The sequence below is a fragment of the Kitasatospora sp. NE20-6 genome (genome assembly GCF_045862635.1).
In genome coordinates this window covers 122,881-147,882 of sequence record NZ_BPRL01000004.1, presented here as the reverse complement: position 1 = coordinate 147,882, position 25,002 = coordinate 122,881, and the positions used below count along the sequence as shown (strand labels likewise).

Genomic DNA, 25,002 nt, shown 5'->3' with positions numbered 1-25,002 from the left:
TCGCCGAGGAGGCCTGCGGGTGGTCGGCAGCCGGTCCCCCTGAAGTGCTGGCACCACCCGGGCATCCCTCGGCGTCCCCTCGCAACGAAGAGCTGCACCCTAGGGTGATCAGTCGGATACGTCACGTCAATGGCTTGTCGGAAATTCGGTCCGGGTTGCGGCGCATCGTGGCGACCGGAGGCACGGCAGGCCGCCGCCGCACCACCCGTACGCCCTCGCACCACCGCCACGGCACGCACGGCACGGACCCCGCGCGTCCGCGCGGGTCGGTCCTCGGGGCGCCCGGTGTCAGAGCTGCCAGGCGTACACGTCGAGCACCGGCTCCGGCACGAGCACGGGGGCCGGCGCGGACGGGTCGATCTCGCACCAGACCCGCTTGCCGGACCCCTCCGGGTACCAGCCCCAGCGCTCGCACAGCAGCTCGACGAGTTCCAGCCCGCGCCCGCTGGTCGCCTCGCCGTCGGCATGGCGGGGAGCCGGCGCCGAACAGCTGGCATCGGCGACCTCCACCCGCAGCGGCGGTGAATCCGCGTCAACCGACGTCCCGTCGGCCACCGGCATGGTCAGCCGGAGCACGGCCGGGCAGCCCGTGTGCACCACCGCGTTGGTCACCAGTTCGGAGACGACCAGCACGAGCGTCTCCGCCAGCGGCGCCTCCGGGTCGAGGCCGTGGCCCCGGAGCCTGCTCCGTACCCACCGGCGCGCCCTGCCGACCTCGGCCGGGTCCGCCTGGACCGCCAGCTGCACCTGAAGTACCTGCACCGCTCCACCACCCGCACTCGGTAATCGGCCACCCTCGCCCTGCCGCCCGGCCCGGGCGGCAGGGGCCTTCATCACGCCGGTCGGCCGGCCGTCCACGGCCGGTTCCGCCCGGTCGGATCACCCACGGCTTCGACACGAATACGCCCCAGGATGAGGAGACCGGAGGGTCGGAGCAAGCGCTTCGGGCATATTCCAGCGATCGGGGGACAGCTCGGTGCATACTGTCCCGCTCACCCTGACGAGCGTCGCACCGATGATCGTCCGGGCGGTCGGGGGCGGTGCACGAGCACAACGACGGTACCGCCACGACGGCCTGTCGGGGCGACCGCCACGAGCGAACCCGGCCGAGCGGATTCCGGCCGGCGCCCCGCCCCGGCCCGCGGAGGACCCGCGGGCCCGGCACGCCCTGACGGCACGGAACTTCCCGCCGCCTCATTCCGCCAATTCCCCCGGCCGGTCCGCCCCCTTGGATACCGTGGTGAGGGCACCGCCGGCCTGCGCACCGTCGGTTGCCCGCCCCCGCACCACGGCGTGTGAGGAGAACCCGAGGGCCATGAGCACGCCCGACGCCGACGCCCGGCTCCAGCTCCGCCTCGCCCGCGGCGAGGAGGCCGCCCTCGGTGAGCTGTACGACCGGTTCGCCCCCCTCGTCCACGGCCTCGCCACCCGCGTGCTCGACGACCAGGACGCCGCCGAACAGCTCACCCGCGAGGTCTTCGCCCAGCTGTGGACGGACCCGTCCTCCTGGCGGCCCGACGAGGGCAGCCTGCGGTCCTGGCTCGGCACGCTCACCCACCGCCGCGCCGTGGAACACCTGCACGGCGCCGGCCGCGGCCCGGCGGCCGACGCCGTACCCGTACCCGGACCCCGCACCCCCGTCCCCGTCCCCGTCCCCACCGGACGGTCCGCCCCGTGACGCCCGCACAGCGCCACGACGCCCTGCACCCCCGGCTGGCGGCGTGGGCCGCGGGCACCTGGCCGCACGAGGAGACGGCCGGGCTCCTGCGGCACCTCGCGGAGTGCCCCGAGTGCGCCGAGGACGCGGCCCGGCTCAGCGGCGCCGCCGCCGAACACACCACCGGCGACCCGCTCGACCTGCCCGCCGCCCTGCGCCTGCAGGTCGTCGACTGGTGCCTGGCCCGGCGCCCCGCCGAGCTGCCCGTACCGCCGTGGGCCGGACCGTACGCGGCCGAGAGCGCCAGACTCGACGCCCTGATCCGCGACCTCGGCCCCGACGAGTGGCAGGAGGTCGCCGAACTCCCCTGGCACGGCGGCGTGCAGCACTGGCGCCCCGCCGAGGTGCTGTGCCACCTGACCGCCGTGGACAGCTACCTCTCGACGGCGGTCGGCCTGCCCGACCCGCTCACCCCGGCCCGCCACGGAACCGCCCCGCACCGCCCGGACGGCGTGCTGGACCGCACCCTGGCCCTCATCACCGCGGCCGGCGGCGACGACCCGGACACGGTGCGGGCCCGCTGGCGCCGGCAGAGCCACGCCCTCCTGGAGGGCGCCACCCGCGGCAGCAGCGACGGCAGCGCGCCCGTCGACTACGGCTTCGCCGTGCTGCCGCTCCAGGACGCCTTCCTCGACCGCGCCTTCGAGTGCTGGATCCACGGCGGCGACATCGCCCGCGCGGTCGACTACCCGTACCCGCCGCCCGCCCCGCAGCACCTGCGCCGGCTCGTCGACCTCGGCGTACGGAGCCTGCCCGCCCTGATGGCCGCGCAGCGGCAGGCCGCCGGCCCCGGCCCCGCGCCGGGCGGCCCCGGCCGCACCCTGCGGCTGGTGATCGACGGCCCGGCCGGCGGCCGGTGGCTCATCCCGCTGGACGGCACGGAGGGGCCGGAGGGGGCGGAGGGGGCCGGCGAACCGGTCGCCGAGATGGCCCTCGACAGCCTGGAGTTCTGCTACCTCGCGGCCGCCCACCGCGACCCCGACCGGGTGCCGGTCGGCGAGGACGGCGACCGCGAGGCCATCCGCCGGGTGCTGCACGCGCTGCCACTGCTCTCCCGGCCGTGAGCCGGGCCGGGCGCCGGGCCCGGCGCGCCGGCCGACGGCTCAGCGGCTCAGGTGAACACGACCGTACGGCTGCCGTTGAGGAGCACCCGCCGCTCGCTGTGCCACTTCACGGCGCGGGCGAGCGCCTGGCACTCGACGTCCCGGCCGAGCGCGACGAGCTGGTCCGGGGTGACGTCGTGGGTGACCCGGGCCACCTCCTGCTCGATGATCGGGCCCTCGTCGAGGTCGGCGGTCACGTAGTGCGCGGTGGCGCCGATCAGCTTCACGCCCCGGGCGTGGGCCTGGTGGTACGGCTTCGCGCCCTTGAAGCTCGGCAGGAACGAGTGGTGGATGTTGATCACGCGGCCGGACAGCGCCTTGCACAGGTCGTCCGAGAGCACCTGCATGTAGCGGGCGAGCACCACGAGGTCGACGCGCTCCTCGGCGACGAGGTCGAGGAGCTGCTGCTCGGCGTCGGCCTTGGTGTCCCGGGTGACCGGGATGTGGTGGAACGGGATGTCGTACGACTCGGTGAGCGTGCGGAAGTCGGTGTGGTTGGAGACCACCGCGGCGATCTCCACCGGCAGGGCGCCGATCCGGCTGCGGAAGAGCAGGTCGTTCAGGCAGTGGCCGAACTTCGACACCATCAGCACGATCCGCATCCGCTCCGCGGAGGGGTGCAGGTGCCAGTCCATGTGGAAGGAGGCGCCGACGGCGGCGAAGCTGGCCCGCAGCTTCTCCGCGGTGACGGCCTCCGGGGCCGAGAAGTGCACCCGCATGAAGAACAGCCCGCTGTCGGCGTCGCCGAACTGCTGGCTGTCGACGATGTTGCAGCCGGTCATGAAGAGGTAGCTGGAGACCGCGTGCACGATGCCCTGCTTGTCCGGGCAGGACAGGGTGAGGACGTACTGGGCGCGGGCCGGCTGGTCTTCCACTGCGGCTTCCTTCACTCGTTCACGACACGACGGTCAAGCGTGGCACATCGCCGCGCGCCGACGCGCCGCCGACCGCACTGCGGACCGGCCGACGCCGCCCGCCCGGCTGCCCGCACCGACGCCCGCCGGTACGGGCGGGACGGTGCGGGCGGGCGGCACGGGAGGGCGCAGGCGAGCGGGCGCGGTCAGGCGGCCCGGGTCATGATGCGGAGCACCTCCAGGGAGCGCGGCGGCGCGTCCGGGTCCTCGCCGTCGTTGCCGGCCAGCAGGACGTGGGCCTCGCGCGCCGCCCGGACGGCCTCCGGCCAGAGCGGGTGGCCGAGGTACGCGGCGGCCTGGGCGTCCGCACCGACCTGGTGCAGCACCTGCAGGGCGCGCAGCACGGCCGCGTCGACGGCGGCCGCCTCGGTGGTGTCGCGCACGATCGTGCCGACGTACTTCTCGGCCGACCAGCGGTCCAGCCAGGTGTCCTCGACCAGGCGGTAGACGGCGTCGGTGACGTCGCCGTAGCCGTCCTGGCCGGACAGCCAGGCGTGGTGCTGGAAGGAGGGGTCGGAGAGCATGTGCAGCGCCGAGCGGATCCGGGCCCGCCAGCGCCACCAGGGGAGATCGTTCAGCGGCATGCCGCCCATCGTGCTGGAGCGACGCCCGCCACGAGAAGAGTTGTTGGCGGACCGATACGAAGAATCTGCGGTGTCGGGCATGGTCCGTCGATCGTACGTTCCCACACCGACAGGCTCTACACGCGTCACCTCCTGGTGTTCCATCTGCGTTGTCCTGGCGTTCGCTTTTCGTCCCTCTCTGCTTGCCCGGCCAGGTCAAGGCTGGATTCGGCCGATCACAACGGCCGTGTGCACCCCGGGGAGGGACAGCCATCATGAGGCGGAACGGATCGCCCGACGTCCATCAGCCTGCCGTTCGTCGTACCACAGGCCTCCGCCGCGGACGCCGCCGCAGAGCAGCCGCCCTCGCCGCAGCAGCCTTCGTCACCCCGGCCCTGCTCGCCACCTCGGCCTGCGGCGGGCCGGCCGACGCCGCCTCCGCCTCCAGCGACCTCACGGTGATGACCTGGGCACCGTCCGGCACCGGCTCCGCCGACCGCCCGGGCATGACGGCGCTCGCCGAGGCCGTCGGCCGCGAGATCAACGGCACGGGCGGCCTGCACGGCCGAAAGCTGCGGGTGCTCACCTGCAACGAGCACAACACCGCCGAGGGCGTGACCGCCTGCGCCCGCCAGGCCGTCGACGCGCACGCGGTCGCCGTGGTCGGCTCCTACAGCCAGTACGGCAGCAGCTTCGTCGCCATGCTGGAGCAGGCCGGCATCCCCTACCTGGGCGGTTACGGCCTCTCCACGCCCGAGTTCAGCAGCCCGCTCTCCTACCCGGTGGCCGGCGGCACGCCCGCGCTGATCGCCGGCAGCGGCCGCCAGCTGGTCGAAGCCGGCTGCAAGAGCGTCTCCCTGGTGCGCCCGGACACCCGTGCCGGCGACACCCTGGTCGGCTACCTCGACAGCGCCCTGCAGCCCGCCGGCATCCGGCTCACCGACATCAAGGCGCCCGAGCAGTCGAACGACTACACCGCGATCGCGCAGCGCGCGATCGGCGACGACCGCAAGGGCCACTGCGTCACGCTCGCCCTCGGCCCGGAGCCGACCGCCAACCTGCTCGACCCGCTCCGCCGGCTCGGCGCGAAGAACACCTCGCTGGCGTCGGTGATCGGCAGCTTCCAGCAGTCGGTGGTCGACGCCACCGGCGGCGACAACGGCCCGCTCGGCCACGCGTACGCCACCGGCTGGTTCCCCGCCGAGGCCTCGCCGGTCTGGGACGCGCTGCGCGACACCGTCCGGACGCACGGCGCCGGCGAGACCGCGATCGACGTCGCCGACCCCGGCGTGCAGACCACCTGGGTCGCGTACGAGGTCTTCCGGGCCGCCGCCGACCGCGTCGACAAGGCCAAGCCGCTCACGGCCAAGACGCTGCGCGCCGTGCTCGACAGCGGCGACCCGATCGACACGCACGGCGCCACGCCGCCGCTCAGCTGGGGCATGACCAACATGCTCGCCAGCGCGGACTCGCCCCGGCTGGTCAACACCTCGGTGACCTTCCAGCAGGTGCAGGGCGGCCGGCTGGTCGAACAGCACCAGGGCTTCGTGGACGTGCGCTGGGTGCTCGCGGGCGGCAACCCGCCTGCGTGACCCGGCCAGGAACGGGCGGAGGGCGGACGGGGTACCCCGTCCGCCCTCCGCCCGTTCCGCCGTCGTGCGTCCTGCGCCCCGCGCCCCGCGTCAGAGCTCCTTGTCGGTGCGCTCCGGCAGCTTCGCCTGCGCGGCGATCGCGTTCCACAGCGAGGAGGCCTTCAGCTTGGCGTTGCTGGCGGTGCCGCTCGCCTCGTTGCCGGCCTTGTTGTGCGGGTTGTTCTTGACCGTGGCCGGGTCGCACCCGGCCGTCACGTCGCCCGCCCACGCCGCGTACTCGGCGTCCGCCGCGGCAGAGGCCTGCCAGGCCTTCTGCAGCTGCTCGGCCAGCTCGCCGCCGCCGGTGAGCTGGTCCACCTTCAGCGTGCCCAGCTTCGTGACGAGCGCCTGCCGCTGCGCGGCCGCGTCCGTCAGCGCCGCCTGCGACTCCGGGAGCTTCTGGCAGCCGGTGACCGAGGTCACGGCGTTCACCACGGCCTGCCGGCTCGCACTGGCGGTGCCGAGCAGGTCCGACAGCGCCTTGGCCTGTGCCTGCGCGGCCGGCGTCATGCCGCCCGCACCGGCCTGCACCGGGGAGCCCGAGGAGGCCTGGGCGACCGGCGCCGCGGGCCCGGACTCCGGGTCGTCACCGCCGCTCATCAGCACCGCGACGAGGATGCCCGCCGCCGCGCAGCCCGCGATCACGCCGCCGATGACCAGCCGGTTGGACGGCCGTCCCGCAGCGGCCCGACGGCCCGACGGCACCGGGGCGGCGGGCGCACCCGGGAAGGACTGCCCGCCGAAGGTCTGCTGGGCGCCGTAGCCGGGCTGCTGCTCGGCCTGTGCGGGGAAGCCCCCGCCGTACGCCTGCTGCTGCTCGGCGCCGTAGGACGGCTGGCCGCCGAACGACTGCTGCCCGCCGAAGGACTGGCCCGCGCCGTAGGCGGCCTGACCCGGGATCGGCTGACCCTGCGTCTGCTGCGGCACACCGCCCACCGACGGGTCGGCGGACGGGTACGGCGGCAGGTACTGCGTCTCCGGGGCGGCCTCGGCGGGCTGCGCGGCACCGGGCGGCGGCCCCCAGTACTCGGGGCCGCCCTGGCCCGGCACGGGCTGGGCCGGCGGCAGGGGCTGCTGCACGGGCACGGCAGGCTGCCCCTGCTGTTCCGCCCCGGGCTCCGGCCTGAACAGATCGTCCAGATTGAAGTCCTGGGAGGAATGGGAGTGGGAGAACGAGCGGCGCTGGCTCAACGCGATTCCTCACCTGTGCCGCGCGCTCGCTGACGGCGGACCACAACTGCTCGACGACCTCGGTAACGCTGCATATCACGCCCACGCTACCCGGTCACCGGTACGGGTGACTACGCAGGGAGGGCGTTCCTCACCTGCTCCTCACGAAGCGGACCCGCCCGTTCAGGCCGCCTCCCCCGCCAGCCGGGCCTGGAACTCCCGGACGACCCGGTGCTCCCGGTACGGCTCCAGCCTGGTGCGGAAGTCGTCGAGGTACTCCACGCCCCGGTTGGAACGCAGCCCGCTCAGCAGCCGCACCGCCTGCGTGCCCGTCTCGCAGGCCCGTTCCACGTCGCGCTGCTGGAGCTGCGCGGTGGCGAGCAGCACGAGGTCCACCGCCCGCCGGCGCACCCGGCTCACGGGGTGCAGCTCCAGCGCGGTACGGGCGTACGCCTCCGCCTTCGCGCCCTGTTCGAGGTCGCGGTGGCAGTGCGCGAGCTCGTCGGCGAGGTAGGCCTCGTCGAAGTGGACGATCCAGTCTGGGTCGTCCTCGGGGTTGCGGTCCGCCATCGCCTCCTGGGCCCGTGCCGCGACCGTCTCGCACGACCGCACGTCGCCGAGCAGGGCGTGACCGCGCGCCTCCGCGGCGTAGAACATCGCCATCGCGGTGGGGGTGGCGACCGACCGGGCGCCCTCCTGCGCGGCCCGGGCGAGCTGGGCGATCTCGCGCGGGTTGCCGAGGGTCGCGGCGAGGTGGCTCATCGACGCCGCCAGGACGTATCCGCCGTAGCCGCGGTCGTCGGCGGCCTGGGCGAGCCGCAGCGCCTGGATGTAGTACCGCTGGGCCAGGCCCGGCTGCCCGGTGTCCACCGCCATGTAGCCGGCCAGCTCGGTCAGCCGGGCGACCGCCGCGAAGAGCTGACGGCCCGTCTCGTCACGGTAGCCGCCCGAGAGCAGGTTGGAGACCACGCTGTTGAGGTAGTGCACGACGACGGGGCGCACGTGGCCGCTGCCGAACCGGTGGTCGAGCTCGACCAGCATCTGGGTGGTGGCGCGGACGGCCGCGACGTCCGTGGGGCCGACCCGGGTGGCGCCGGTCCGGGCGACCACCGGGTCCGGCGGGGTGATCAGCCAGTCCCGGCTGGGCTCGACCAGCGCCGAGGCGGCGACGGTCGCACCGGCGAGGAAGTCACGGCGGCCGACGTCGCTCCGCCACAGCTCGCACACCTGCTCCAGCGCGGCACCGAGGTTCGGGGCGAACTGCAGGCCCACGGCGGAGCTCAGGCCCTTGCCGTCGGCCATGCCGATCTCGTCCACGGTGACCCCGCGGCCGAGCTTGCGGCCGAGCGCCTCGGCGATCACCGCGGGTGCCTGGCCGCGCGGCTGCTGCCCGCGCAGCCACCGCGCCACGGAGGTCTTGTCGTACCGCAGGTCCAGGCCGTGCTCGGCGCCGCAGAGGTTGACCCGGCGGGCGAGGCCCGCGTTGGAGCAGCCCGCCTCCTGGATCAGCTGCTGCAGGCGCTCGTTGGGCTCCCGTGCCACCAGTGGTCTCGCGGCCATGGACTTCGCCTCCCCAACGCCCCCGGCCCTGACCGCGGGGCGACGATTCTGCTGCTCAGATGGGTACGCCGGCAGGCGGGGGCCCGACCTCCCCCACGACCGGAACCCGGCGACACCAGCGGAATACCCAGCGTGACGTATCCACTCCCCACGCGCCCTGATGAATGCCCCCGTGCGCCCCCGCTGCGCCCGTTACCGCCCCCGGCCGCGGGCACTCCCGCCGGGCCCGCCTCACCGGCACGGGTGACAGCGGCCGCGTCCGGCCGATCACCCGGCACCCGCCCGTAACCCCGTTCACGCACGGTAGTTGAGCAGCACGTGGACAACACCCCAGGAGCCCGCGAGCAGGGTCTGCCCCCGCTCCTCATCGAAGCCGTCAGCTATGCGGAGGACCGTCACTGGGAGGTCGTCCCCGGCACCCGGCTCATCGACGGCGACGGCCCCGCGCACTGCTCGTGCGGGGACGCCCGGTGCCCCCTGCCCGGTGCGCACCAGGCGGAGGACGACTGGCGGAGCCGGGCGAGCGCCGGTCCCGGGGTGGTGCGCCGCTGGTGGACCGAGCAGCCGGACGCCTCGATCCTGCTGCCCACCGGCAGTTCCTTCGACGTGCTGGACGTGCCGGAGGTGGCGGGCTGCCTGGCGCTGGCCCGGATGGAGCGGATGGGCCTGCAGCTGGGGCCTGTGGTGGCTGCGCCGGCCGCCGCCGGGCAGGCCGGCCGGCGGCTGCACTTCCTGGTGCTGCCGGGGGTCGCCGCCAAACTGCCGGAGATGCTCCGCAAGCTCGGCTGGACGGCGGGCCGGCTCGACCTGGTCGCCCGCGGGGAGGGCGACTTCATCGTCGCCCCGCCCTCCCGGGTGGGTCCGTACAGCTTCGCGCAGTGGGCCCGGCCGCCGTCCGCGATCAACCGCTGGCTGCCCGACGCCGCGGAGCTGATCAACCCGCTCGCGTACGCCTGCGGCCGCGAGGCCGCGCAGCCCGACCGCAAGCCGCTGCGGCCGGTCGCGGCGGGGAGCCGCTGAGCCGCGCCTGACGGGGATTCACCCGTCCGCCGACCGCCGCCCTGCTCCTACCGGGTGAGGGCGGAACCGCGCGGGATCCGCGCGAACGTCCGGCGGGCCCCGCCCCCCACCGGGGGCGGGGCCCGCCGGACGCGTGTCCGCCCTGAGGCCTCGGTGTACCCGCTGGTCAGAGCGGCAAGCCGCTCGTACGGGTGACATCGCTCAAGGATTGCGGCGATCTGCCGAGGGGACGATGACTGCGGGAGGACGGACCGCACACGGCGAAGGAGGCGACAGGGACCGGGGGGCCGGGGAGGGGCGTTCGGCCGGGGAAGCCGGACGCGGGGGAACGGGGGCCGCGGGGGATGCGGAGGGGTGCGGAAGGGGGCTGCGACACCGTCCCGGCTCGGGGTGGCCGGTGTCGCGGCGCAGCAGGTCAGGAGGGGAGCGAGGGGGACGGGAGGGAGCGCGGGGCCCGGTGCCGGGGAGCACCGGGCCCCGCGCTGTCAGGCCCGGGAGGACATGGCGAAGTGGGCCCGGCCGGTACCGGGCCTCGGACGCCGCCGCGCACGCTACGCGCGGACGACGAAGACGTGCGCCGCCATCTCCTTGCCGAGCTCGGCCGCGGTCTCGCCCTCGCCGACGAGGACGCCGCCGACGGCGGGGGCGACCTGCACGGTCGCACCCGGCCGGATCCCGGCCGTGCGCAGCGTGCGCATGAGGTCCTCGTCGGTCTGGATGGGCTCGCCGATCCGGCGGACGACGACGCTGGTGCTGCCGCCGCCGTCGACGACGCTGTCGAGGGTGAGCAGCGCGGCGTCGAATCCCTCGCCCTCGGCCTTGGTGTCGCCGAGCTCGTCGAGACCCGGGATGGGGTTGCCGTAGGGCGACTGGGTGGGGTGACCGAGCATGGCGAGCACCTTGCGCTCGACCGTCTCGCTCATCACGTGCTCCCAGCGGCAGGCCTCCTCGTGCACCTGCTCCCACTCCAGGCCGATCACGTCGACGAGCAGGCACTCGGCGATCCGGTGCTTGCGCATGACGCGGACGGCCAGCCGACGGCCTTCCCCGGTCAGTTCCAGGTGGCGGTCGCCGGCGACCCGGAGCAGCCCGTCACGCTCCATCCGGCCGACGGTCTGGCTGACCGTGGGCCCGCTCTGTTCCAGGCGCTCCGCGATGCGGGCGCGCATCGGGGTGATGCCTTCCTCCTCGAGTTCGAGGATGGTGCGGAGGTACATCTCCGTGGTGTCGATCAGGCCAGACATCGCCGCTGGTCTCCGTTCTTCGGTGTCCTCACCGCCAATTCTGACGCACCGCGCTGACAATCGGCGCCGCCCGTGGTATCCGGCGGTGGAATTTCGTGCCGGTTGACAGCGAGGCGCCGCAGGCAGGACCGTGCTCGCCGTATCTTCCTCCCTGCGCGGTCTGGACCACCTGGCCGCCCACACGTTCGGAGATTTCGATGACCGACCTGGTCGGGCAGTACCTCGACGCCGCCGTGGCCCACCTGGAGCGGATCCGGAGCGAGGAGGGTGCGGGCATCGACGCGGCCGCCGAACTCCTCGCCGGGGCCGTCGCGGACGGCCGAAGAATCTTCGCCTTCGGCGCCGGTCACTCCTCGCTGGCGGCCCAGGACGTGGTCTACCGGGCCGGCGGCCTGGTCGTGGTCAACCTGCTGAACGTGCCGGGCATGACCGGGGTCAACGTGATGCCGGCCCCGCTGGGCAGCGCCCTGGAGCGGGTCTCCGGCCTCGCCACGGCCACCCTCGACCTGACCCCGGCGGGCGAGGGCGACCTGCTCTTCCTGATCTCCCTCTCCGGCCGCCAGGTGATGCCGGTCGAGCTGGCCCGGCACGCGCGGGACCGCGGCATGAAGGTCGTCGGTGTGACCTCGCTGGCGTATCCGGGCGCGGTCACGTCCAACCACCCGTCGGGGACGTACCTGAAGGACAACTGCGACGTCGTGCTCGACAGCAAGATCGCGGTCGGCGACGGCGAGCTGTCCTGCGCGGGTGCGGAGACGACCTTCGGGTCGGTCTCCACGATCGTCACCAGCGCGCTGATGCAGGCGGTCGTCGCGTCGGCGGTGGGCAAGCTGGCGGACCGCGGCGTCACGCCGCCGCTCTTCCGTTCCGGCAACGTCGACGGCGGCACCGCGTGGAACGCCAAGGTGATGGCCGACAACCGCGACCGGATCTTCTACGCCTACTGATCCACCCGGCCCTGCTCCCCTCGGGCCTCCGCGCGCCCCCGGTGCGCTGCCGTCCGTCGGAGCGGGTTCTGTCCGAACTCCCCCTGTCCGCCGGGGACGGTCCGCACCCATACTGGCCGTTCCCCAGGCGTACCGCGCCGCCGCGCGGGGCACAACTCACCTGCTGGGGTCGGAGCGACGGCGGGGGGCCGACATGACCGCGGGGCCGGCACGTGCGATCGGCTACGTACGCGAGGACGACCTGCTGCCCGAGCTCTTCTGGGCCGCGGACTCGTCCTCCCTGCAGGGGCAGAGCAGGGCGGTGGCGCTCGCCCGCTGGGAGCTCCTGCTGCTGGTGGGGGCCGCCGCCGCCGGATCCGCCGACGGCACCGCGTGGGCGTGGGTCGCGGCGTTCGCGTACCTGTGCACCGTGCTGATGGCCGCTCTGGTCACCGTGCAGAATCCGCAGGGCCTCTGGTACGAGGGCCGGGCGGTGGCCGAGTCGGTGAAGACCCTGTCGTGGAAGTACGCGGTGCGGGCCGACTCCTACCAGCCGCCGCCGAAGAAGCTCCCCGACGCCGAGCGGCTGTACGCCATCCAGCTCGACGGCATCCTCGGGGAGTTCGAGACCGACCGGGTGATCCCGCAGATGGACCGCGTGCGGGCCGACCTGCAGGCCTGGCGGGGCCCGGGCCGGCACCCGCAGATCACCGAGCGGATGCAGCAGCTGCGGGACCAGCCGCTGACCGTCCGGCGCGAGGTGTACCTCCGCGAACGGGTGCACGCCCAGCGGGTCTGGTACCAGAACAAGGCCCGGCAGTGCGCCAACGCCGGACGCCGGGCCGGCCGGCTCGGCATCGCCCTGCCCATGCTCGGCCTGGTGCTCGCGGTGCTGCGGGCGCTCGGCTGGTTCACCTACGACGCGCTCGGCACGGTCTCCGCGGTGGCGGCGTCCGTGTCCGCCTGGGCCCAGCTGCGGCAGTACCGGCCGCAGGCGGCCGCCTACTCCCTTGCGGGCTCCGAACTCGTACTGGTGGAACGGCAGCTGGACCAGCTGCGGCCGGACTCCGAGGACGCCGAGGAGACCTGGGCGCGACTGGCCCGTGACGCCGAGGACGCCATCTCGCGGGAGCACACCACCTGGCAGGCACGCCGCGAAGTGCGCAGTCTGGACGTTCCCAACTGACCTGGAGGTACTGCGTGGTACTACAACTGGTCGAAGCCGCAGGAGGTCGCAAGCTCGCAGTGGAGACCACCGGCGACCCGCGCGGCAGACCGGTGTTCCTGCTGCACGGCACGCCCGGCAGCAGGGTCGGCCCGGTGCCGCGCAGCAGCGTGCTGGCCCGCCTGGGCATGCGGCTGATCTCCTTCGACCGGCCCGGGTACGGCGAGTCCGCCCGGCTGCCCGGCCGGACCGTCGCCGCCGCCGCGGAGGACACGGCCGCCATCGCGGACGCGCTCGGCCTGGACGGCTTCTCGGTGCTCGGCCGGTCGGGCGGCGGCCCGCACGCACTGGCCTGCGCCGCCCTGCTGCCCGACCGGGTGGTGCGGGTGGCCGCCCTGGTCAGCCTGGCGCCCCGGCACGCCGAGGGCCTGGACTGGTACGGCGGCATGACCCGGTCGAACGTCCGGGACTACACCGACGTGGAGCGCGGCGAGGAGCATTTCGCCGACTCGTTCCGCTTCAGGTCCGGCCTGATCCGCGACAACCCGCACGCCCTGATCAACGAACTCGTGCCGGAACTCCCGCCCACCGACCGGGCCCTGGTGTCGGACGCGGGCATCCGGCGGATGCTGCTCGCGACGTACCAGGAGGCGTTCCGCTACGGCGCCGACGGGTGGATCGACGACGTGCTGGCGTTCACCACCCCCTGGGGCTTCGAGGTCTCGTCGATCACGGTGCCGACCCGCCTGTGGCACGGTGCGGACGACCAGTTCTCGCCCGTCGACCACTCCCGCTGGCTGGCGGACCAGATCCCGGGGGCCGACCTCTACCTGGAGCCCGGGGCGGCGCACTTCGGGGCGCTGAAGGTCATGACGGAGGCGCTGAAGTGGGCGGCGGGCTGAAGCGGGTCACCGGTTCGCCGCCCGCGAGGACGGCCAGCACGTTGTCGACCGCGAGGTCGCCCATCGCCTGACGCGTGCGGACGGTCGCGCTGCCGAGGTGCGGGACGAGCACGGCGCGTTCCTGGGCGAGCAGAGCGGGGTGGACGGCCGGCTCGTGCTCGAAGTTGTCGACCGCCGCCGCGAACAGATGGCCGGAGTCGAGGGCGCCGGCCAGCGCGGCCTCGTCCACGACACCGGCGGTCATGCTCACCAGCACCGCGCCGGACGGCAGTTGTGCGAGCCTGCGGGCGTCGACCAGGTGCCGGGTGGCGTCGTTCAGCGGGGCGGTGACCACCAGCACCCGTGAGGTGGCGAGGAGTTCGTCCAGCGGCAGCAGCTCGGCGCCGGCCTCCTGGTCGGCAGGCAGCCGGCGGCGGTTGTGGTAGGCGACGGGCATGCCGAACGCGGCGGCGCGCCGGGCGACGGCCCGGCCGATCCGGCCCATGCCGAGGATGCCCAGCGGCGTGCCGCCGAGCTCCATCCCGAGCATGAAGGTCGGCGCCCACGCCCAGGGACGCCCCGAGCGCAGCAGCCGTTCGCCCTCGCCGACGCGCCGGGCGGCCGCGAGCAGCAGGGCCCACGCCATGTCGGCGGTGGCCTCGGTGAGCACCCCCGGGGTGTGCGAGACGGCGACCCCGCGGGCGGCGCAGGCCGCGTGGTCGATGTTGTGCGTGCCGACGGCGTGGTTGGCCACCAGGCGGAGGGCGGGGCCTGCGGCGTCGAGGAGTTCGGCGTCGACGGCGTCGTCCAGGGTGGTGATCAGTGCGGTGCGGCCGGCCGCGGCGGCGAGCAGTTCGGGGCGCGGCATGGGCTGCTCGGCGTCGTGCACGGTCGCCTCGCAGGCGGCGGCGAGCCGCTCCACGACGCCGGGGGCCAGCCGCCGGGTGACGAGCACCCGGGGTGCGGCGGTGCGGGTGCCGGCGGACGTGCGGATGTCGGTCATCAGGCCCGCAGGCTACACCGCCTGCGGGCCCGGTGACCGGCTCCGACGCCCGGACCGGTCAGAGCGGCTGCGGTTCGAGGTCGCGGTTGATCCGCTGCCAGCCGCGGGCCGAGACGATGGTCGGGTGGTCGTCGCCGAAGAGCTCCACCAGTGCCGCGATGGCCTGTCGGCGCAGGGTCTCGGCCTCGTCCTGGCGTCCGGAGGCGCGGAGGGTGACGGCGAGGTTGAGGCCGCAGACGACGGCGTCGGGGTGGCCGGGGCCGTACCGGTTGTGCAGGCCCGCGTAGGCGGCGCGGCCCAGCTCCTCGGCCTTGGCCAGCTGGTGGTTGTCCGCGTAGGCGTTGGCGAGGTTGATGGTGGCGTTGAGCGTGTAGGGGTGGTCGGGGTCGAGGGCGTGGGCGAGGCCGGCGACGGCCTCCTCGCCGTGCCGGATCGCCCCGGCGATGTCACCGCTGCCGCGGAGGTAGATGGCGAGGTTGTTCTGGCAGAGGGCGGTGAAGGGGTGGTGGTCGCCGTTGAGGCGCCGGTAGCCGTCGTACGCCTCCTGGGCGATGTCGCGGGCGGTCTCCTTGTCGCCGGCGGCGCTGTGGTCGGCGGCGAGGTTGAGCCGGCAGGCGAGCGCGTCGGCGTTCTCCGGACCGTACTGCTCGACGTACCGCTCGTAGGTCTGCTCGGTGAGACGGCGGGCCTCGCGGGACTCGCCCGCGCGGCGGAGCGAGACGGCGAGCGACTTGGCGTTGCGGAGGTTCTCCGGGGCGTCGGGCTGCAGGACGCTGTCGAGCGCCTGGGTGACCTCGCGCAGAATCTCCACCGAGCCCTTGTAGTCGCCGAGTTCGCGGAGGTCGCGGGCGAGGTTGGACTTGCTGGAGAGGGTGTACGGGTGGCGTGCGCCGAGGACGGCGGCCCGCCGGTCGTACGTCTCCTGGTCGAGGTCGCGGGCGAGCTGGGTGTTGCCGACCAGCCGGTGGTCGATGGCCAGGTTGTTGGCGACGGACAGGGTGCGCGGGTTGTCGTCGCCGAAGAGGTCGCGGAACTGGTTGTAGGTGTCGATGTCGAGGATCAGCGCCTCCTGGAACCTGCCGAGGAAGCGCAGGTCGGCGCCGAGCGAACCGGCGGTCATCAGGGTGAAGGCGTTGTGGTCGCCGAGGAGGTCCTTCTGTCCCGCCATGGTGGCGCGGTCGAGCTCCAGGGCCTCGTTGTAGGCGCCCTGGCTGCGCAGCACGTTGCCGAGCTGGAAGTTGAGGCTCAGCATCTGGCGGCGCAGGAAGCGGCGTTCGCCGGCCTTGGTCTCGGCCTCGTAGCGGGCCGACCACGCGGCGTCCAGGGCGCGGGCGAGCGTCATGGCGCGGTCGAGGTCGACGCGCTTCCACAGGTAGCGGACGCGGTCGATGAGGAGTTCGCGGGTCTCGCGCTCGTCGCAGTCCTGGGCCTTGGACGGGCCGAGGTGCGGCCAGATCTTCTCGAAGGCGGGCCAGTTCTGCGGGTCGTCGGTGTCGCCGAGCGCCGGGCGGGCGTTGACGAGGATGCGGTGCACGTCGTGGACGGCGTCGTTCTGCTCGTCGGCGGACATGCCGCTGCGGACGACGGCCTGCACGAGCCGGTGCACCTGGAAGCTGTTGCTGTTGGCGTCGGTCTTGGCCAGGGCGTAGCGGCTGACCGCCTGGATGACCTTGCCGAGCATGAAGCTGTCGGTGAGTTCGTCGTCGTACGGGGCGAGGGCCCGGGTCATCTGGTCGTTGTAGAAGAGTGTGAGGGAGATCGGCTCGGGCGCGAAGAACGCGCAGAGCTGGAGGAGGCGGACGGCGGCCGGGGACTGCTCGCGGAGGCGGGCGATGGAGACGTTCCAGGTGGCGCCGACCGGGGTGGGGTAGTCGACGGGGGTGTCGCCGGCCGCGAGGGCCTTGGTGGCCTCGGCCTGCAGCTGGGCGACGTACGTGTCGACGGGGGTCCGGGTGGTCTCCAGCCAGGCGGCGGCGACCTCGACGGCGAGCGGCAGGTCGCCGACGGCCTCGGCGACCCGGTCGGCGTCGGGACGGGAGAGCCCGCGGACCCTGCGCCGCAGGTGGTCGATGCTCTCGCCGCGGGTGAAGACGTCGACGCCGAGCACTCCGGCCTGCCCGGACCAGCCCTGGTTCCGGGAGGTGATGAGGATGTGCCCGGAGCCGCCGGGGAAGTACCGGCGGACCTCGGACGGCTCGTCGGCGTTGTCGAAGATCAGCAGCCAGCGGGGGGTCGGGGTGCCGCGGCGCAGCGCCTCGCGGGCGGCCTCGGCGGCCTCGTTGACGCTGTCGCTGACGCGCAGGCCGAGCCGGTCGGCGAGTTCGGCGAGGCTCTGGGCGACGGTCTCGGCCTGCTCGGCGTCGATCCACCAGACCAGGTCGTAGTGCGACATGTAGCGGTGGGCGTACTCCAGGGCCACCTGGGTCTTGCCGACGCCGCCGAGGCCGTACAGCGTCTGCGGGGTGGGCAGGACGGCGGTGGGGCCGCCGACGAGCTGCTCGCGCAGGTCGTCGAGGACGCCGATACGGCCGGTGAAGGAGGGGTTGCGCTGCGGCACCGACCAGTAGGCCGGCTTGGTGCCGGGGAAGCGGGGCGCGCCGGGGCTCCGCTCGACGGGGTCGTTGTGCCCGAGGGCGCGCAGCAGGGTGAGGGCGGCCTGGGTCTCGTCGCGGCCGACGAGGTCGACGGGGTTGCGGTTGTTGAACGGCGCGGTCAGGCGGACGTCGCCGACGCGGACGGGGATGACCTGCCGCCGGGTGCCGGCCGGGTCGCCGCCGACGGTGCGCTCCCACAGGGCCTGGGCCTGCGGCGACACCAGGTAGGCGGAGGAGAGCACGGCAACGGTGCGGAACGCCGCGTCGATCCCCTGCTCGGTGGAGGCGCGCGGGTCCGAGCCGATGCCGAGGTCGCGGGAGACGACGCGGAAACCGGCGTCGGTGAGGACGGAGGCGATCCAGTCCGCCCAGACGCGGTCCTCGGGCACGAAGCTGAGGTAGAGGTCGGCGGGGGCGGTGGGCCGGCGGCGGATGAACGAGTCGAGGTTCCGGAGGCGTTCCAGTTCGTCCATGGGCGGGAGGGCGGTGATCCGTCCGCGGGTGACGGCGGAGGTGAGGCGTTCGCAGGCGGAGAGCAGCGAGGACGGCTGACCGGGCTGGTCACCGAAGGGGGCGAGGATCTCCTCGTACGAGTAGAACGGCCGGTAGGGGATCTCCACGGAGGCCCAGTACTGGGCGAGTTCGGCCTCGCCGAGGCCGGTGGGCAGCCCGGCGAAGCGGATCCGGGCGTGGGCGCGGCCGGCGTCCGCACGCTCCTTCTCGTTCTCGTCGATCCGCATCGGCACGGGCAGGATGCGGATGCCGCGGTCGCCGTAGCGGCCGTCGACGGTGTGCGCGATGCCGGCGGCGCCGTCGATGCTCTGGTCGCTGAGGGTGAAGCAGACCACCAGGTCGTCGGGCATCTCGACGGTGCAGATGTCGGCGGTGTCGGTGAGGCCGGTGCGGCTGTCGATCAGCACGTAGTCGTAGTGGCGCTTCATGTCCCGCCGCAGGAACTGCAGGAAGCGCTGGCCGTCGTAGCGCTCGTAGAAGTCGTCCCAGTCGACGCGGTTGGCGGCGTAGTCGCGGTTGACCTGGCCGGCGGGGACGTAGTCGAGGCCGCCGGTGCCGGGGAACCGCCAGGCGAGCGAGATCGCGTGCGGGTGGATCCGGGCGAAGTCCTCGTACCAGTGGGGTGCGCGCTCGACGGGGCGCCGGGCCTCCTCGTAGTAGTCGGCGAAGAGGTCCATCATGCCGGTGGTGGCGTCCACCGCGGCCTGGTCGAGGAAGGGGTGGAAGAAGCGGCCGAGTCCGGGCGCTTCGAGGTCCCAGTCGACGGTGAGCACGCGGAAGCCGTTGGAGGCGAGGATCCAGGCGGTGTTGGCGAGGGCCATGGTGCGGCCGGTGCCGCCCTTGTAGGAGTAGAAGGTGATGATGCGGCCCTGCCGGTCCTCGGCCGCCGCGGGTGCGGCCCCGCCCGGCGCTTCGGCCTCGGTCTGCCTGTCGGTCATGGCTGTCCTCCCCCGGGCGTGGCCCTCACGGTGCCCTCGCCGTCCTCGTCGTGCCGTGCGTCGGGCGGTAACTGGCGGGGCCGCTGTCCGGCGTCTGGCTCGGCCCGCAGGCTGGGCCTGCGGGGGCCCGGCAGCTGGGTGTCGGGTTCGCTGCGGCGCTCGAACCCCTCGTTGGCGCGGATCAGGGCCCGCTGCATCTCACCCCGGAACTCCTCCAGGGTGGTCGGGGGGCCCGTGCCGGCGCCGCGCAGGGTGGGCCGGTGGGATCCGTGCGCGTGACGCAGCACGTCGTCGCTGATCCGGCCGAGTTCGGCGTCGTGGGCGGCGCACTCCTCGTCGTCGGTGTTCCACGGTTCGAGGGTGGAGAGCCAGCCGTGGTCGCGGCGGTCGAGGTTGCGGAGCGTCTCCCGGCGGCGGGTGTCGTACAGCGCCCAGCGGTCGACCAGCACCACGCCGGGGGCGCTGGGTTCGGCGCTGCCGAGCAGGGCGGTGGCCTCGCTCTCGAACTCGTGGATGGTGGCGCGGAACCCCATGTCGCGGGCGACCTCGACGGCGTCCTCCGCGAGCGGGCGGCGGGAGTCGGGCCGGTAGGGCTGCCAGTCGGTACGGCGCGCGCCGTAGCACTCGGGGCCGCGTCCGGGGGGCAGTTCGTTCCGGCGGTAGGAGTACACGGAGATCCGCAGGGTGTTGGTGGGCTCCGGCGGGCCGAAGGCGCTGGGCTGCGCCTCGAAGTCGGCCTGCCGGCCGACCGGGATGACGGTCTGCTCGGCGACGTCGACGATGCGCTGGGCGAGGCGGTGGACGGCGAGTTCGTACTGCGTCCGGTACGCGGTGAGCTTCATGAGGGCGTAGAGGCCCTCGGTGGCGTAGTCCGGGCCGAAGCTGCCGTGGTTGAACTGCAGCTCGCCGGCGCAGCGGGGCAGGGTGTAGTGGTCCATGGCGACCCACAGCACCGGGACGATGCCGCTGGTCTCCTCGCCGTCGCGGCGCCGCTGGTAGACGGGCCGCTGGCTGAAGGCGTGCCACTCCTGACCGCAGGCGTGGCTCTTGAAGTAGCGGGGCGAGTAGAGCGGCACGAAGACGCGGCAGTTGGAGAGTTCCTTGGCGAGACGCTCGGCCCAGAACTGCCCCTGGTGCATCGACTGGTCCATGAAACCGACGGGCACGCCGTCCGGTACGTCCGTGAGCTGGGTGATCGCCTCCGACAGATCTTCGTAGAGCTTGGCCACCCAGTGGTTGGGATCGCCGACGCGGCTGGTGGCGCGTGGCGTGTGGGCATAGCTGAGAAAGAAGTACGGGCGTACCTCGTTCTTGCCCCGTCCCCCCGGGTTGTTCACCGGCGCCTCCCCCGAGACCGTCCATCCCTGCCCCTTGCGGGGATTGTCAGTCTAGGAAGGTCCTGTTCCCCGTGGGAATAGGGCGTATCCCCGAACACGCTCGAAACGGGTCAACGGACTTGATCCAGAAGCCATTTGGTGGCCAGGTCGACGGCGTCGGCGATCGGCATGAGTACGCATTCGGCGTCGCCCAGGCGGCCCCTGACCAGGCCCGGGAGATCGCGGGCGAGGTCGGCCGCCATGCGTTCGAGGTGGGCGATGGCCAGGGAGGGCGCGTCGAAGTGCACCCATTGCCGGAATCCGCGCCGATCCTTCACCACCGCGCCGTACCGCTGCACCGGAGGATCCGGTTGCCGGTACTCCGCGAGATGGAGGACGGTGCAGCAGGACCACGGCACGCTGACCAGCAGCACCCGGGCGCACGCGTCGTACAGTCGGCCCACCGGGGAGTCCTCCCCGAGGTGTGAGGTGAGCCGGTGGCCGCCGGTCAGCGCTTCGGCGCGGGGCCCCAGGGCGGCGAACGAGGTCTGCGGGTGCGTGCTGCGGACGGCGCCGGGCAGCAGCCGGATCTCCTCGGCGAGCCGGCCCATGGTGGGCGAGGCCGGGGTCGCCACCGGGTCGTACGGGGGCATGGTGGCCCGGTGGCGGCGGAGTCCGGCCGGGTCGAGGCCGGCGGTGGCCTGCCGGTGCAGCGGGGAGGTGTAGGAGTTCTCGGGGGTTGCGGTGTAGGCGACGAGGGTTCCGGCAGGGCCGAGGGTGTCGCGGAGGGCCGCGGTGATGGTCCCGGTGCGGTCCTCGACCGGTCCGACCGCCCGGGCGGAGGCCTGCACGAGGAGTGTCTCGCCCTCGCGTACGCCGAGGCCCCGCAGGTGGTCCGCCAGCTCCGTCCGGGAGTACATGCCGCGCCTCCGTCAGCCGGGCCCGATGTCCGCGGGCCCAGCGCCCGGCATGCGGGCCGAGCGCTCACGGTAGTGCACGGCGACGGCGGCCGTCTGTAGCGCACGTGGCCTGCCGTATCATCATGTCCTTTGCCGGTGGCGGCACTTCGACGATCCGGCGGCACCGTCGGACCACTCGTTCGGGGCGTTTCACTCCTCCCGTTCGAGGGCCGCGATCGATTCCCTGGCCCAGCGGGTGTACGGGTCGTCGGGGCCGAGGATGCCGTCGAGCTCGGGGAGGAGGTCCCGGAGCCGGCCGAGGCCGTCCTCGCGGTCGCCGGTCCGCGCCGTCCAGTAGGCGTGGTCGCCGCGGCAGCGGAGGAACGTCACGTGGTCGGGCGGCATGACGTGCCCGAGGTCGTCCAGCAGTTCGCCCAGCAGCCGGACGGCGCCGGCGGCGTCGCCGGTCTCACCCGCCCACTGGGCGACCCTGACACGGAACCCGTAGGGCGTGAAGTGGCCGGGGCCGAGGACGGCGGTGAGCCGGGGCATCAGCGGCACGATGATCCTCAGGGCTGCCTCCGGGTCGCCGGTGACGCCGGTCCAGTGACCGATCTCGGCCTCGGTGATGACGGCGAGCTGGTCGTCGGGGCCGAGGGCGCGCCGGATGTCGGGGAGCAGGTCGCGCCAGAGGGTGAGGGCGGTCTCGGCGTCGCCGCTCTGGCCGGTGTGCGAGGCGATGTTGGCACGGCTGCGCAGGGTCTCGCGGTGTTCGGGGCCGAGGACGCGGGTCTGGCGTTCCAGCAGGTCGGTGTAGAGGACCAGGGCTGCCCTCCGGTCCACCCACCCCGTCCAGAAGGCGGACTGGTGCCGGGTGCGGAGGCAGTCGGGGTGGTCCGGGCCGAGCAGCCGTTCCTGGTCGGGCAGCAGGTCGCGGTAGGCGTCGGCGGCGCCCTGCCACTCTCCCGACATGCCCTGCCAGTGGGCGTTCCGGGCCTGCAGGTGGAGGGTTCGCGGGTGGTCGGCGCCGAGGCGGCCGGCGAGGTCGGCGAGCAGGTCGCGGCAGAGCCGGCGGGCGGTCTGGGGTGCGCCGCCCTCACCGATCCACTCGGCGAGGTCGGCCCGGCCGCCGAGCACGGCGGGGTGGTCGGGCCCGGTCCGGACGAGGAGGTCCTCCAGCACCTGCTCACCGAGTTCGACGGCGTCGTGCCAGCGCCGCCCCTCGACATGGGCGGCGAGCACCGGGTCCTGCTCGGCGAGCGACCCGAACGGTACGTCGTCGACGCGCGGGCCGCCCGCGGCGGGGGCGAACCGGGCGAGCAGCGGGGAGCCGGTGCCGGCGAACGCGGAGGCCCCGGGCGGCAGGGCGCGGGTGCCTGCGGTGTCGGCGCGCAGTGCGGGCGTGTACGCCCCTTGTGGGGGGTTGCGGTCGATGGCCGCGCCGACGAGCACCGCGGTGTCGAGGGCGGCGCGGACGGGCACCGAGTCGAGGAGCAGGTCCCGCAGGCCGGGCCGGAAGTCGTAGCGCTGCTGCCGGCCTGCGGGCCCGTCCGGCCGGGGGGCCCGGCGCAGCAGTCCCCCGAGCAGGACCTCGGCCAGCTGGGCCGGGGTGCTGCGGCCGCGCAGCACGGCTCGCTGGACGATCCGCATGACGGGGAGGGTGAGCGGCCGTACGGCGGCGAGGTGCCCGGCGAGCAGGTAGGCCTCGGGTGAGGCCGCGGCCCGGAACAGGGCGAGCCGGGCGCGCATGTCCACGGGTGCCGGTTCACGGCGGGCCGGGAGCGGCTCGGGCCGCCGGCCGGCGCCGGTGACCTGGAGGACGGCCGGTGCGGTGCCGGCGACCAGGCCGGTGAAGGCGGCGAGGGAGGCAGGGTCGAGTTCGAGGACGGGAACGGGCACGCCGTCGAACGGGGCGAGGTCGGGCAGGACGGGATCGGTGGCCCGCCAGGTCGGGTTGGCGCCGCCGGGGCGGGCCGGCCGCAGCAGCCGGGTCTCCACGGGCAGTCCGGCCCCTGCCCACAGCCGCTGCGGGAGCGGCTGCAGGACGGCTGTGGGGCACCGGCGGGCAAGGGCGTCGAGCAGCGGGTCCGTCCGGCCGTCCCGCCAGGCCGCCCCGACGGCGTCGGACAGGACGAGGACGGCTGCACGGCCGTCGGCGGGGCAGACCGCCCGGGGGGTGAGGGCCGGGGCGGCGTGCCCGGCGAAGGGGTGGCGGTGCAGGTAGGGGCCGTCCGGGTGGCGGGTGTCGAGGCCGAGGGTGCGCACCCGGCGGAACACCCCGGCGCCGGCCAGGAGGGTGCGGAGCCCGTCCGAGAGTTCGCGCCAGATCTCCATGGACAGGCCGTCGTCCACCAGCAGGACGAGGTCCAGCCAGCGTTCGGCGCGGGGGCGGACGGCGACGTCGGCGAGGCCGGTTTCGGCCATGAGGTCGGCGGTCGCTTCCTCGTCGACCTCCTCCTCGTGCACGGAGGGGACGGGGCGCTTCAGCGTCCGCAGCGCGCGGACGAGTCCGCGCTGGCCGGGCACGGCACGTTCGGCGCGCACCAGCACCGGCAGCGCCGCGCCGCCCTGGTCGGGGTCGCCGGCGGCGGCGTACACGTCGGTGCCGGCCGGCTGGGGCGGCTCCTGGTGGCCGTACGCGGGCGGGGCGGTCCCGTCCCCGCCGGGGGCCGGGCGGGGCGGCGCGGCCCCGGCGGCCGGTACGGGCTCCCGGTCGGCGGGCCGCCCCATCCGGTCGGCGAGCCAGAGCACCTCGGCGAGTTCGAGGGCGGTCAGTGCGACGCCCGCGCCTTCGAGCACCGAGCGGAGCCGGTCCGGGCCGCCGCCGTTCACGCGGGCAGCCCGCCGTCGTCGAGGGAGCGCAGGACGGCCTCCGCGAGGTGGCCGCGGTCGAGGTCCACACCGCCGATCCGCAGGTGGACGGCGTTGAGCAGTTGATCGGTGGCGAGGACGGCCTGCCCGGAGTCGCGCCGGTCGAGGAAGTCGGCGATGAGGTCCTCGGCGACGGAGAGGCCTTCGTCCCCGAGGTGGGCGCCGACGATCGCCCGCAGCTGGTCGCCGGTGGGCGGCTTGAGGTCGAGACGGACGCAGCGCCGGAGGAACGCGGGCGGGAAGTCCCGTTCGCCGTTGCTCGTCAGAACGGTGACGGGGAACTCCCGGCACGCGACGCGGCCCCGGTGCACGGGGAACCGGTCCGGGCTTCCCTCCACCATGACCCGGACCTCCTCCTGGTCGGGGCCTAGCCGGGCCAGTTCGGGAATCCGGAACTCCCCCTCCTCGAAGACCACCAGCAGGTCGTTGGGGAGGTCGGCGTCGCCCTTGTCGAGCTCGTCGACGAGCAGGACGCGCGGGCGGCCGGGTGTGCCGGTGGCCAGGGCGGTGCCGAGGGCTCCGAGCCTGACGTAGGCGCCGATGTCCGACTCGGTGCCGGCCGTGCGGCCGGCCGTCCCGGCATCGCGCAGCCGCCCGACCGCGTCGTAGCGGTAGAGGCCGTCGGCGAGGACCGTCCGGCTGTTGACGTCCCAGCGCAGCGGGGCGTCGAGGCCGAGTTCGTGGGCGACGGAGTGGGCGAGGGAGGACTTCCCGGTACCGGGCGGGCCGGTGACGAGCAGGGGACGGCGCAGGTGGAGGGCGGCGTTGACGATGTCGGCCTCGGCGTCCCCGATGTGGTAGCGGGCGGCGTGACGGGCCACGCCGTCGCTGGGGAAGCGCCGCCATGGCGGGGGCGGCGGCAGCGCGCGGGCGCGGCGCACCCGGTCACCGCGGTAGAGCCGCCAGCCGTCGGTGCCGCCCGTGGCATCCACGGCCGTGGCATCGGTGTCCTCTGTGGCGCCGTTCATCGTGCG

19 protein-coding genes are annotated in these 25,002 nt (G+C 74.3%); 7 read left to right on the top strand and 12 right to left on the bottom strand.

Features of this window, described 5'->3' with window-relative positions; all coding sequences use genetic code 11:
- Positions 1–288: 288 nt before the first annotated feature.
- Positions 289–762 (bottom strand): ATP-binding protein, encoded by a 474-nt coding sequence (locus SNE206_RS04900; protein WP_407912099.1) that lies wholly within the window; start codon positions 760–762, stop codon positions 289–291.
- Positions 763–1,315: 553 nt separating this feature from the next.
- Between SNE206_RS04900 and SNE206_RS04895 the strand changes: the two genes are divergently transcribed.
- Both SNE206_RS04895 and SNE206_RS04890 read left to right on the top strand, forming a co-directional pair.
- Positions 1,316–1,678, top strand: a complete 363-nt coding sequence (locus SNE206_RS04895; protein WP_407912098.1) for a sigma factor — start codon at positions 1,316–1,318, stop codon at positions 1,676–1,678.
- Positions 1,675–2,781 (top strand): MDMPI N domain containing protein, encoded by a 1,107-nt coding sequence (locus tag SNE206_RS04890; protein WP_407912097.1) that lies wholly within the window; start codon positions 1,675–1,677, stop codon positions 2,779–2,781. The genes SNE206_RS04895 and SNE206_RS04890 overlap by 4 nt, the downstream gene beginning before the upstream one ends.
- Before the next feature lie 47 nt (positions 2,782–2,828).
- On the opposite strand, the gene purU is transcribed toward SNE206_RS04890, so the two are convergent.
- Positions 2,829–3,695, bottom strand: a complete 867-nt coding sequence (gene purU, locus SNE206_RS04885; RefSeq protein WP_407912096.1) for a formyltetrahydrofolate deformylase — start codon at positions 3,693–3,695, stop codon at positions 2,829–2,831.
- Positions 3,696–3,880: 185 nt separating this feature from the next.
- Positions 3,881–4,399, bottom strand: coding sequence for an SCO4402 family protein (locus tag SNE206_RS04880; RefSeq protein WP_407912095.1), 519 nt, complete (start codon positions 4,397–4,399; stop codon positions 3,881–3,883).
- Positions 4,400–4,572: 173 nt separating this feature from the next.
- Here SNE206_RS04880 and SNE206_RS04875 point away from each other — a divergent pair, with 173 nt between their 5' ends.
- Positions 4,573–5,889, top strand: a complete 1,317-nt coding sequence (locus tag SNE206_RS04875; protein WP_407912094.1) for an ABC transporter substrate-binding protein — start codon at positions 4,573–4,575, stop codon at positions 5,887–5,889.
- 90 nt (positions 5,890–5,979) lie between these two features.
- Here SNE206_RS04875 and SNE206_RS04870 read toward each other — a convergent pair whose 3' ends face one another.
- Together SNE206_RS04870 and SNE206_RS04865 are read right to left on the bottom strand one after the other, a co-directional pair.
- Positions 5,980–7,119, bottom strand: a complete 1,140-nt coding sequence (locus SNE206_RS04870) for a hypothetical protein (RefSeq protein ID WP_407912093.1) — start codon at positions 7,117–7,119, stop codon at positions 5,980–5,982.
- 162 nt (positions 7,120–7,281) lie between these two features.
- The gene (locus tag SNE206_RS04865) at positions 7,282–8,658 is read right to left on the bottom strand and encodes a transcriptional regulator (protein ID WP_407912092.1); all 1,377 of its coding nucleotides are present in this window, start codon (positions 8,656–8,658) and stop codon (positions 7,282–7,284) included.
- A gap of 318 nt (positions 8,659–8,976) precedes the next feature.
- Between SNE206_RS04865 and SNE206_RS04860 the strand changes: the two genes are divergently transcribed.
- Entirely contained in the window at positions 8,977–9,678 is a 702-nt protein-coding gene (locus tag SNE206_RS04860; RefSeq protein WP_407912091.1) for a bifunctional DNA primase/polymerase, read from the top strand.
- Between the two features lie 551 nt (positions 9,679–10,229).
- On the opposite strand, the gene SNE206_RS04855 is transcribed toward SNE206_RS04860, so the two are convergent.
- Entirely contained in the window at positions 10,230–10,922 is a 693-nt protein-coding gene (locus SNE206_RS04855; protein ID WP_407912090.1) for a metal-dependent transcriptional regulator, read from the bottom strand.
- Positions 10,923–11,119: 197 nt separating this feature from the next.
- Here SNE206_RS04855 and SNE206_RS04850 point away from each other — a divergent pair, with 197 nt between their 5' ends.
- The 3 genes from SNE206_RS04850 to SNE206_RS04840 all read left to right on the top strand — a co-directional run bounded on the left by SNE206_RS04850 (position 11,120) and on the right by SNE206_RS04840 (position 13,915).
- Entirely contained in the window at positions 11,120–11,869 is a 750-nt protein-coding gene (locus SNE206_RS04850; RefSeq protein ID WP_405011988.1) for a sugar isomerase domain-containing protein, read from the top strand.
- A gap of 193 nt (positions 11,870–12,062) precedes the next feature.
- Positions 12,063–13,034 (top strand): DUF4231 domain-containing protein, encoded by a 972-nt coding sequence (locus tag SNE206_RS04845; protein ID WP_407912089.1) that lies wholly within the window; start codon positions 12,063–12,065, stop codon positions 13,032–13,034.
- A 14-nt stretch (positions 13,035–13,048) separates the two neighbouring features.
- Positions 13,049–13,915 carry an alpha/beta fold hydrolase gene (locus tag SNE206_RS04840; RefSeq protein WP_407912088.1) on the top strand — a complete coding sequence of 289 codons (867 nt, stop codon included), beginning with the start codon at positions 13,049–13,051 and terminating at the stop codon, positions 13,913–13,915.
- Here SNE206_RS04840 and SNE206_RS04835 read toward each other — a convergent pair.
- From SNE206_RS04835 to SNE206_RS04810, 6 genes are all read right to left on the bottom strand, one after another.
- A complete protein-coding gene (locus tag SNE206_RS04835; protein ID WP_407912087.1) occupies positions 13,881–14,897 on the bottom strand; it encodes a 2-hydroxyacid dehydrogenase in 1,017 nt (338 codons plus the stop codon). The two genes, SNE206_RS04840 and SNE206_RS04835, sit on opposite strands and share 35 nt — an antisense overlap.
- A 58-nt stretch (positions 14,898–14,955) precedes the next feature.
- Positions 14,956–18,942, bottom strand: coding sequence for an FxSxx-COOH system tetratricopeptide repeat protein (gene fxsT / locus SNE206_RS04830; protein ID WP_407912086.1), 3,987 nt, complete (start codon positions 18,940–18,942; stop codon positions 14,956–14,958).
- Positions 18,939–20,279 carry a TIR-like protein FxsC gene (locus SNE206_RS04825; protein WP_407912085.1) on the bottom strand — a complete coding sequence of 447 codons (1,341 nt, stop codon included), beginning with the start codon at positions 20,277–20,279 and terminating at the stop codon, positions 18,939–18,941. Before SNE206_RS04825 ends, fxsT begins: the two co-directional genes overlap by 4 nt.
- Before the next feature lie 110 nt (positions 20,280–20,389).
- On the bottom strand, positions 20,390–21,178 hold the full coding sequence (locus SNE206_RS04820; RefSeq protein ID WP_407912084.1) for an aminoglycoside N(3)-acetyltransferase: 789 nt from the start codon (positions 21,176–21,178) through the stop codon (positions 20,390–20,392).
- Positions 21,179–21,367: 189 nt separating this feature from the next.
- Positions 21,368–23,989 (bottom strand): SAV_2336 N-terminal domain-related protein, encoded by a 2,622-nt coding sequence (locus SNE206_RS04815; protein WP_407912083.1) that lies wholly within the window; start codon positions 23,987–23,989, stop codon positions 21,368–21,370.
- Positions 23,986–24,996 (bottom strand): AAA family ATPase, encoded by a 1,011-nt coding sequence (locus SNE206_RS04810; protein ID WP_407912082.1) that lies wholly within the window; start codon positions 24,994–24,996, stop codon positions 23,986–23,988. The genes SNE206_RS04815 and SNE206_RS04810 overlap by 4 nt, the downstream gene beginning before the upstream one ends.
- Positions 24,997–25,002: the final 6 nt, after the last annotated feature.

Bases quoted from the DNA above. Each gene is read 5' to 3' on its own strand.
- SNE206_RS04855 (WP_407912090.1), bottom strand. From the start codon at position 10,922: ATGTCTGGCCTGATCGACACCACGGAGATGTACCTCCGCACCATCCTC.
- SNE206_RS04880 (WP_407912095.1), bottom strand. From the start codon at position 4,399: ATGCCCGACACCGCAGATTCTTCGTATCGGTCCGCCAACAACTCTTCT.
- SNE206_RS04810 (WP_407912082.1), bottom strand. From the start codon at position 24,996: ATGAACGGCGCCACAGAGGACACCGATGCCACGGCCGTGGATGCCACG.
- SNE206_RS04835 (WP_407912087.1), bottom strand. From the start codon at position 14,897: ATGACCGACATCCGCACGTCCGCCGGCACCCGCACCGCCGCACCCCGG.
- SNE206_RS04875 (WP_407912094.1), top strand. From the start codon at position 4,573: ATGAGGCGGAACGGATCGCCCGACGTCCATCAGCCTGCCGTTCGTCGT.
- fxsT (WP_407912086.1), bottom strand. From the start codon at position 18,942: ATGACCGACAGGCAGACCGAGGCCGAAGCGCCGGGCGGGGCCGCACCC.
- SNE206_RS04820 (WP_407912084.1), bottom strand. From the start codon at position 21,178: ATGTACTCCCGGACGGAGCTGGCGGACCACCTGCGGGGCCTCGGCGTA.
- SNE206_RS04865 (WP_407912092.1), bottom strand. From the start codon at position 8,658: ATGGCCGCGAGACCACTGGTGGCACGGGAGCCCAACGAGCGCCTGCAG.
- SNE206_RS04895 (WP_407912098.1), top strand. From the start codon at position 1,316: ATGAGCACGCCCGACGCCGACGCCCGGCTCCAGCTCCGCCTCGCCCGC.
- SNE206_RS04845 (WP_407912089.1), top strand. From the start codon at position 12,063: ATGACCGCGGGGCCGGCACGTGCGATCGGCTACGTACGCGAGGACGAC.
- SNE206_RS04850 (WP_405011988.1), top strand. From the start codon at position 11,120: ATGACCGACCTGGTCGGGCAGTACCTCGACGCCGCCGTGGCCCACCTG.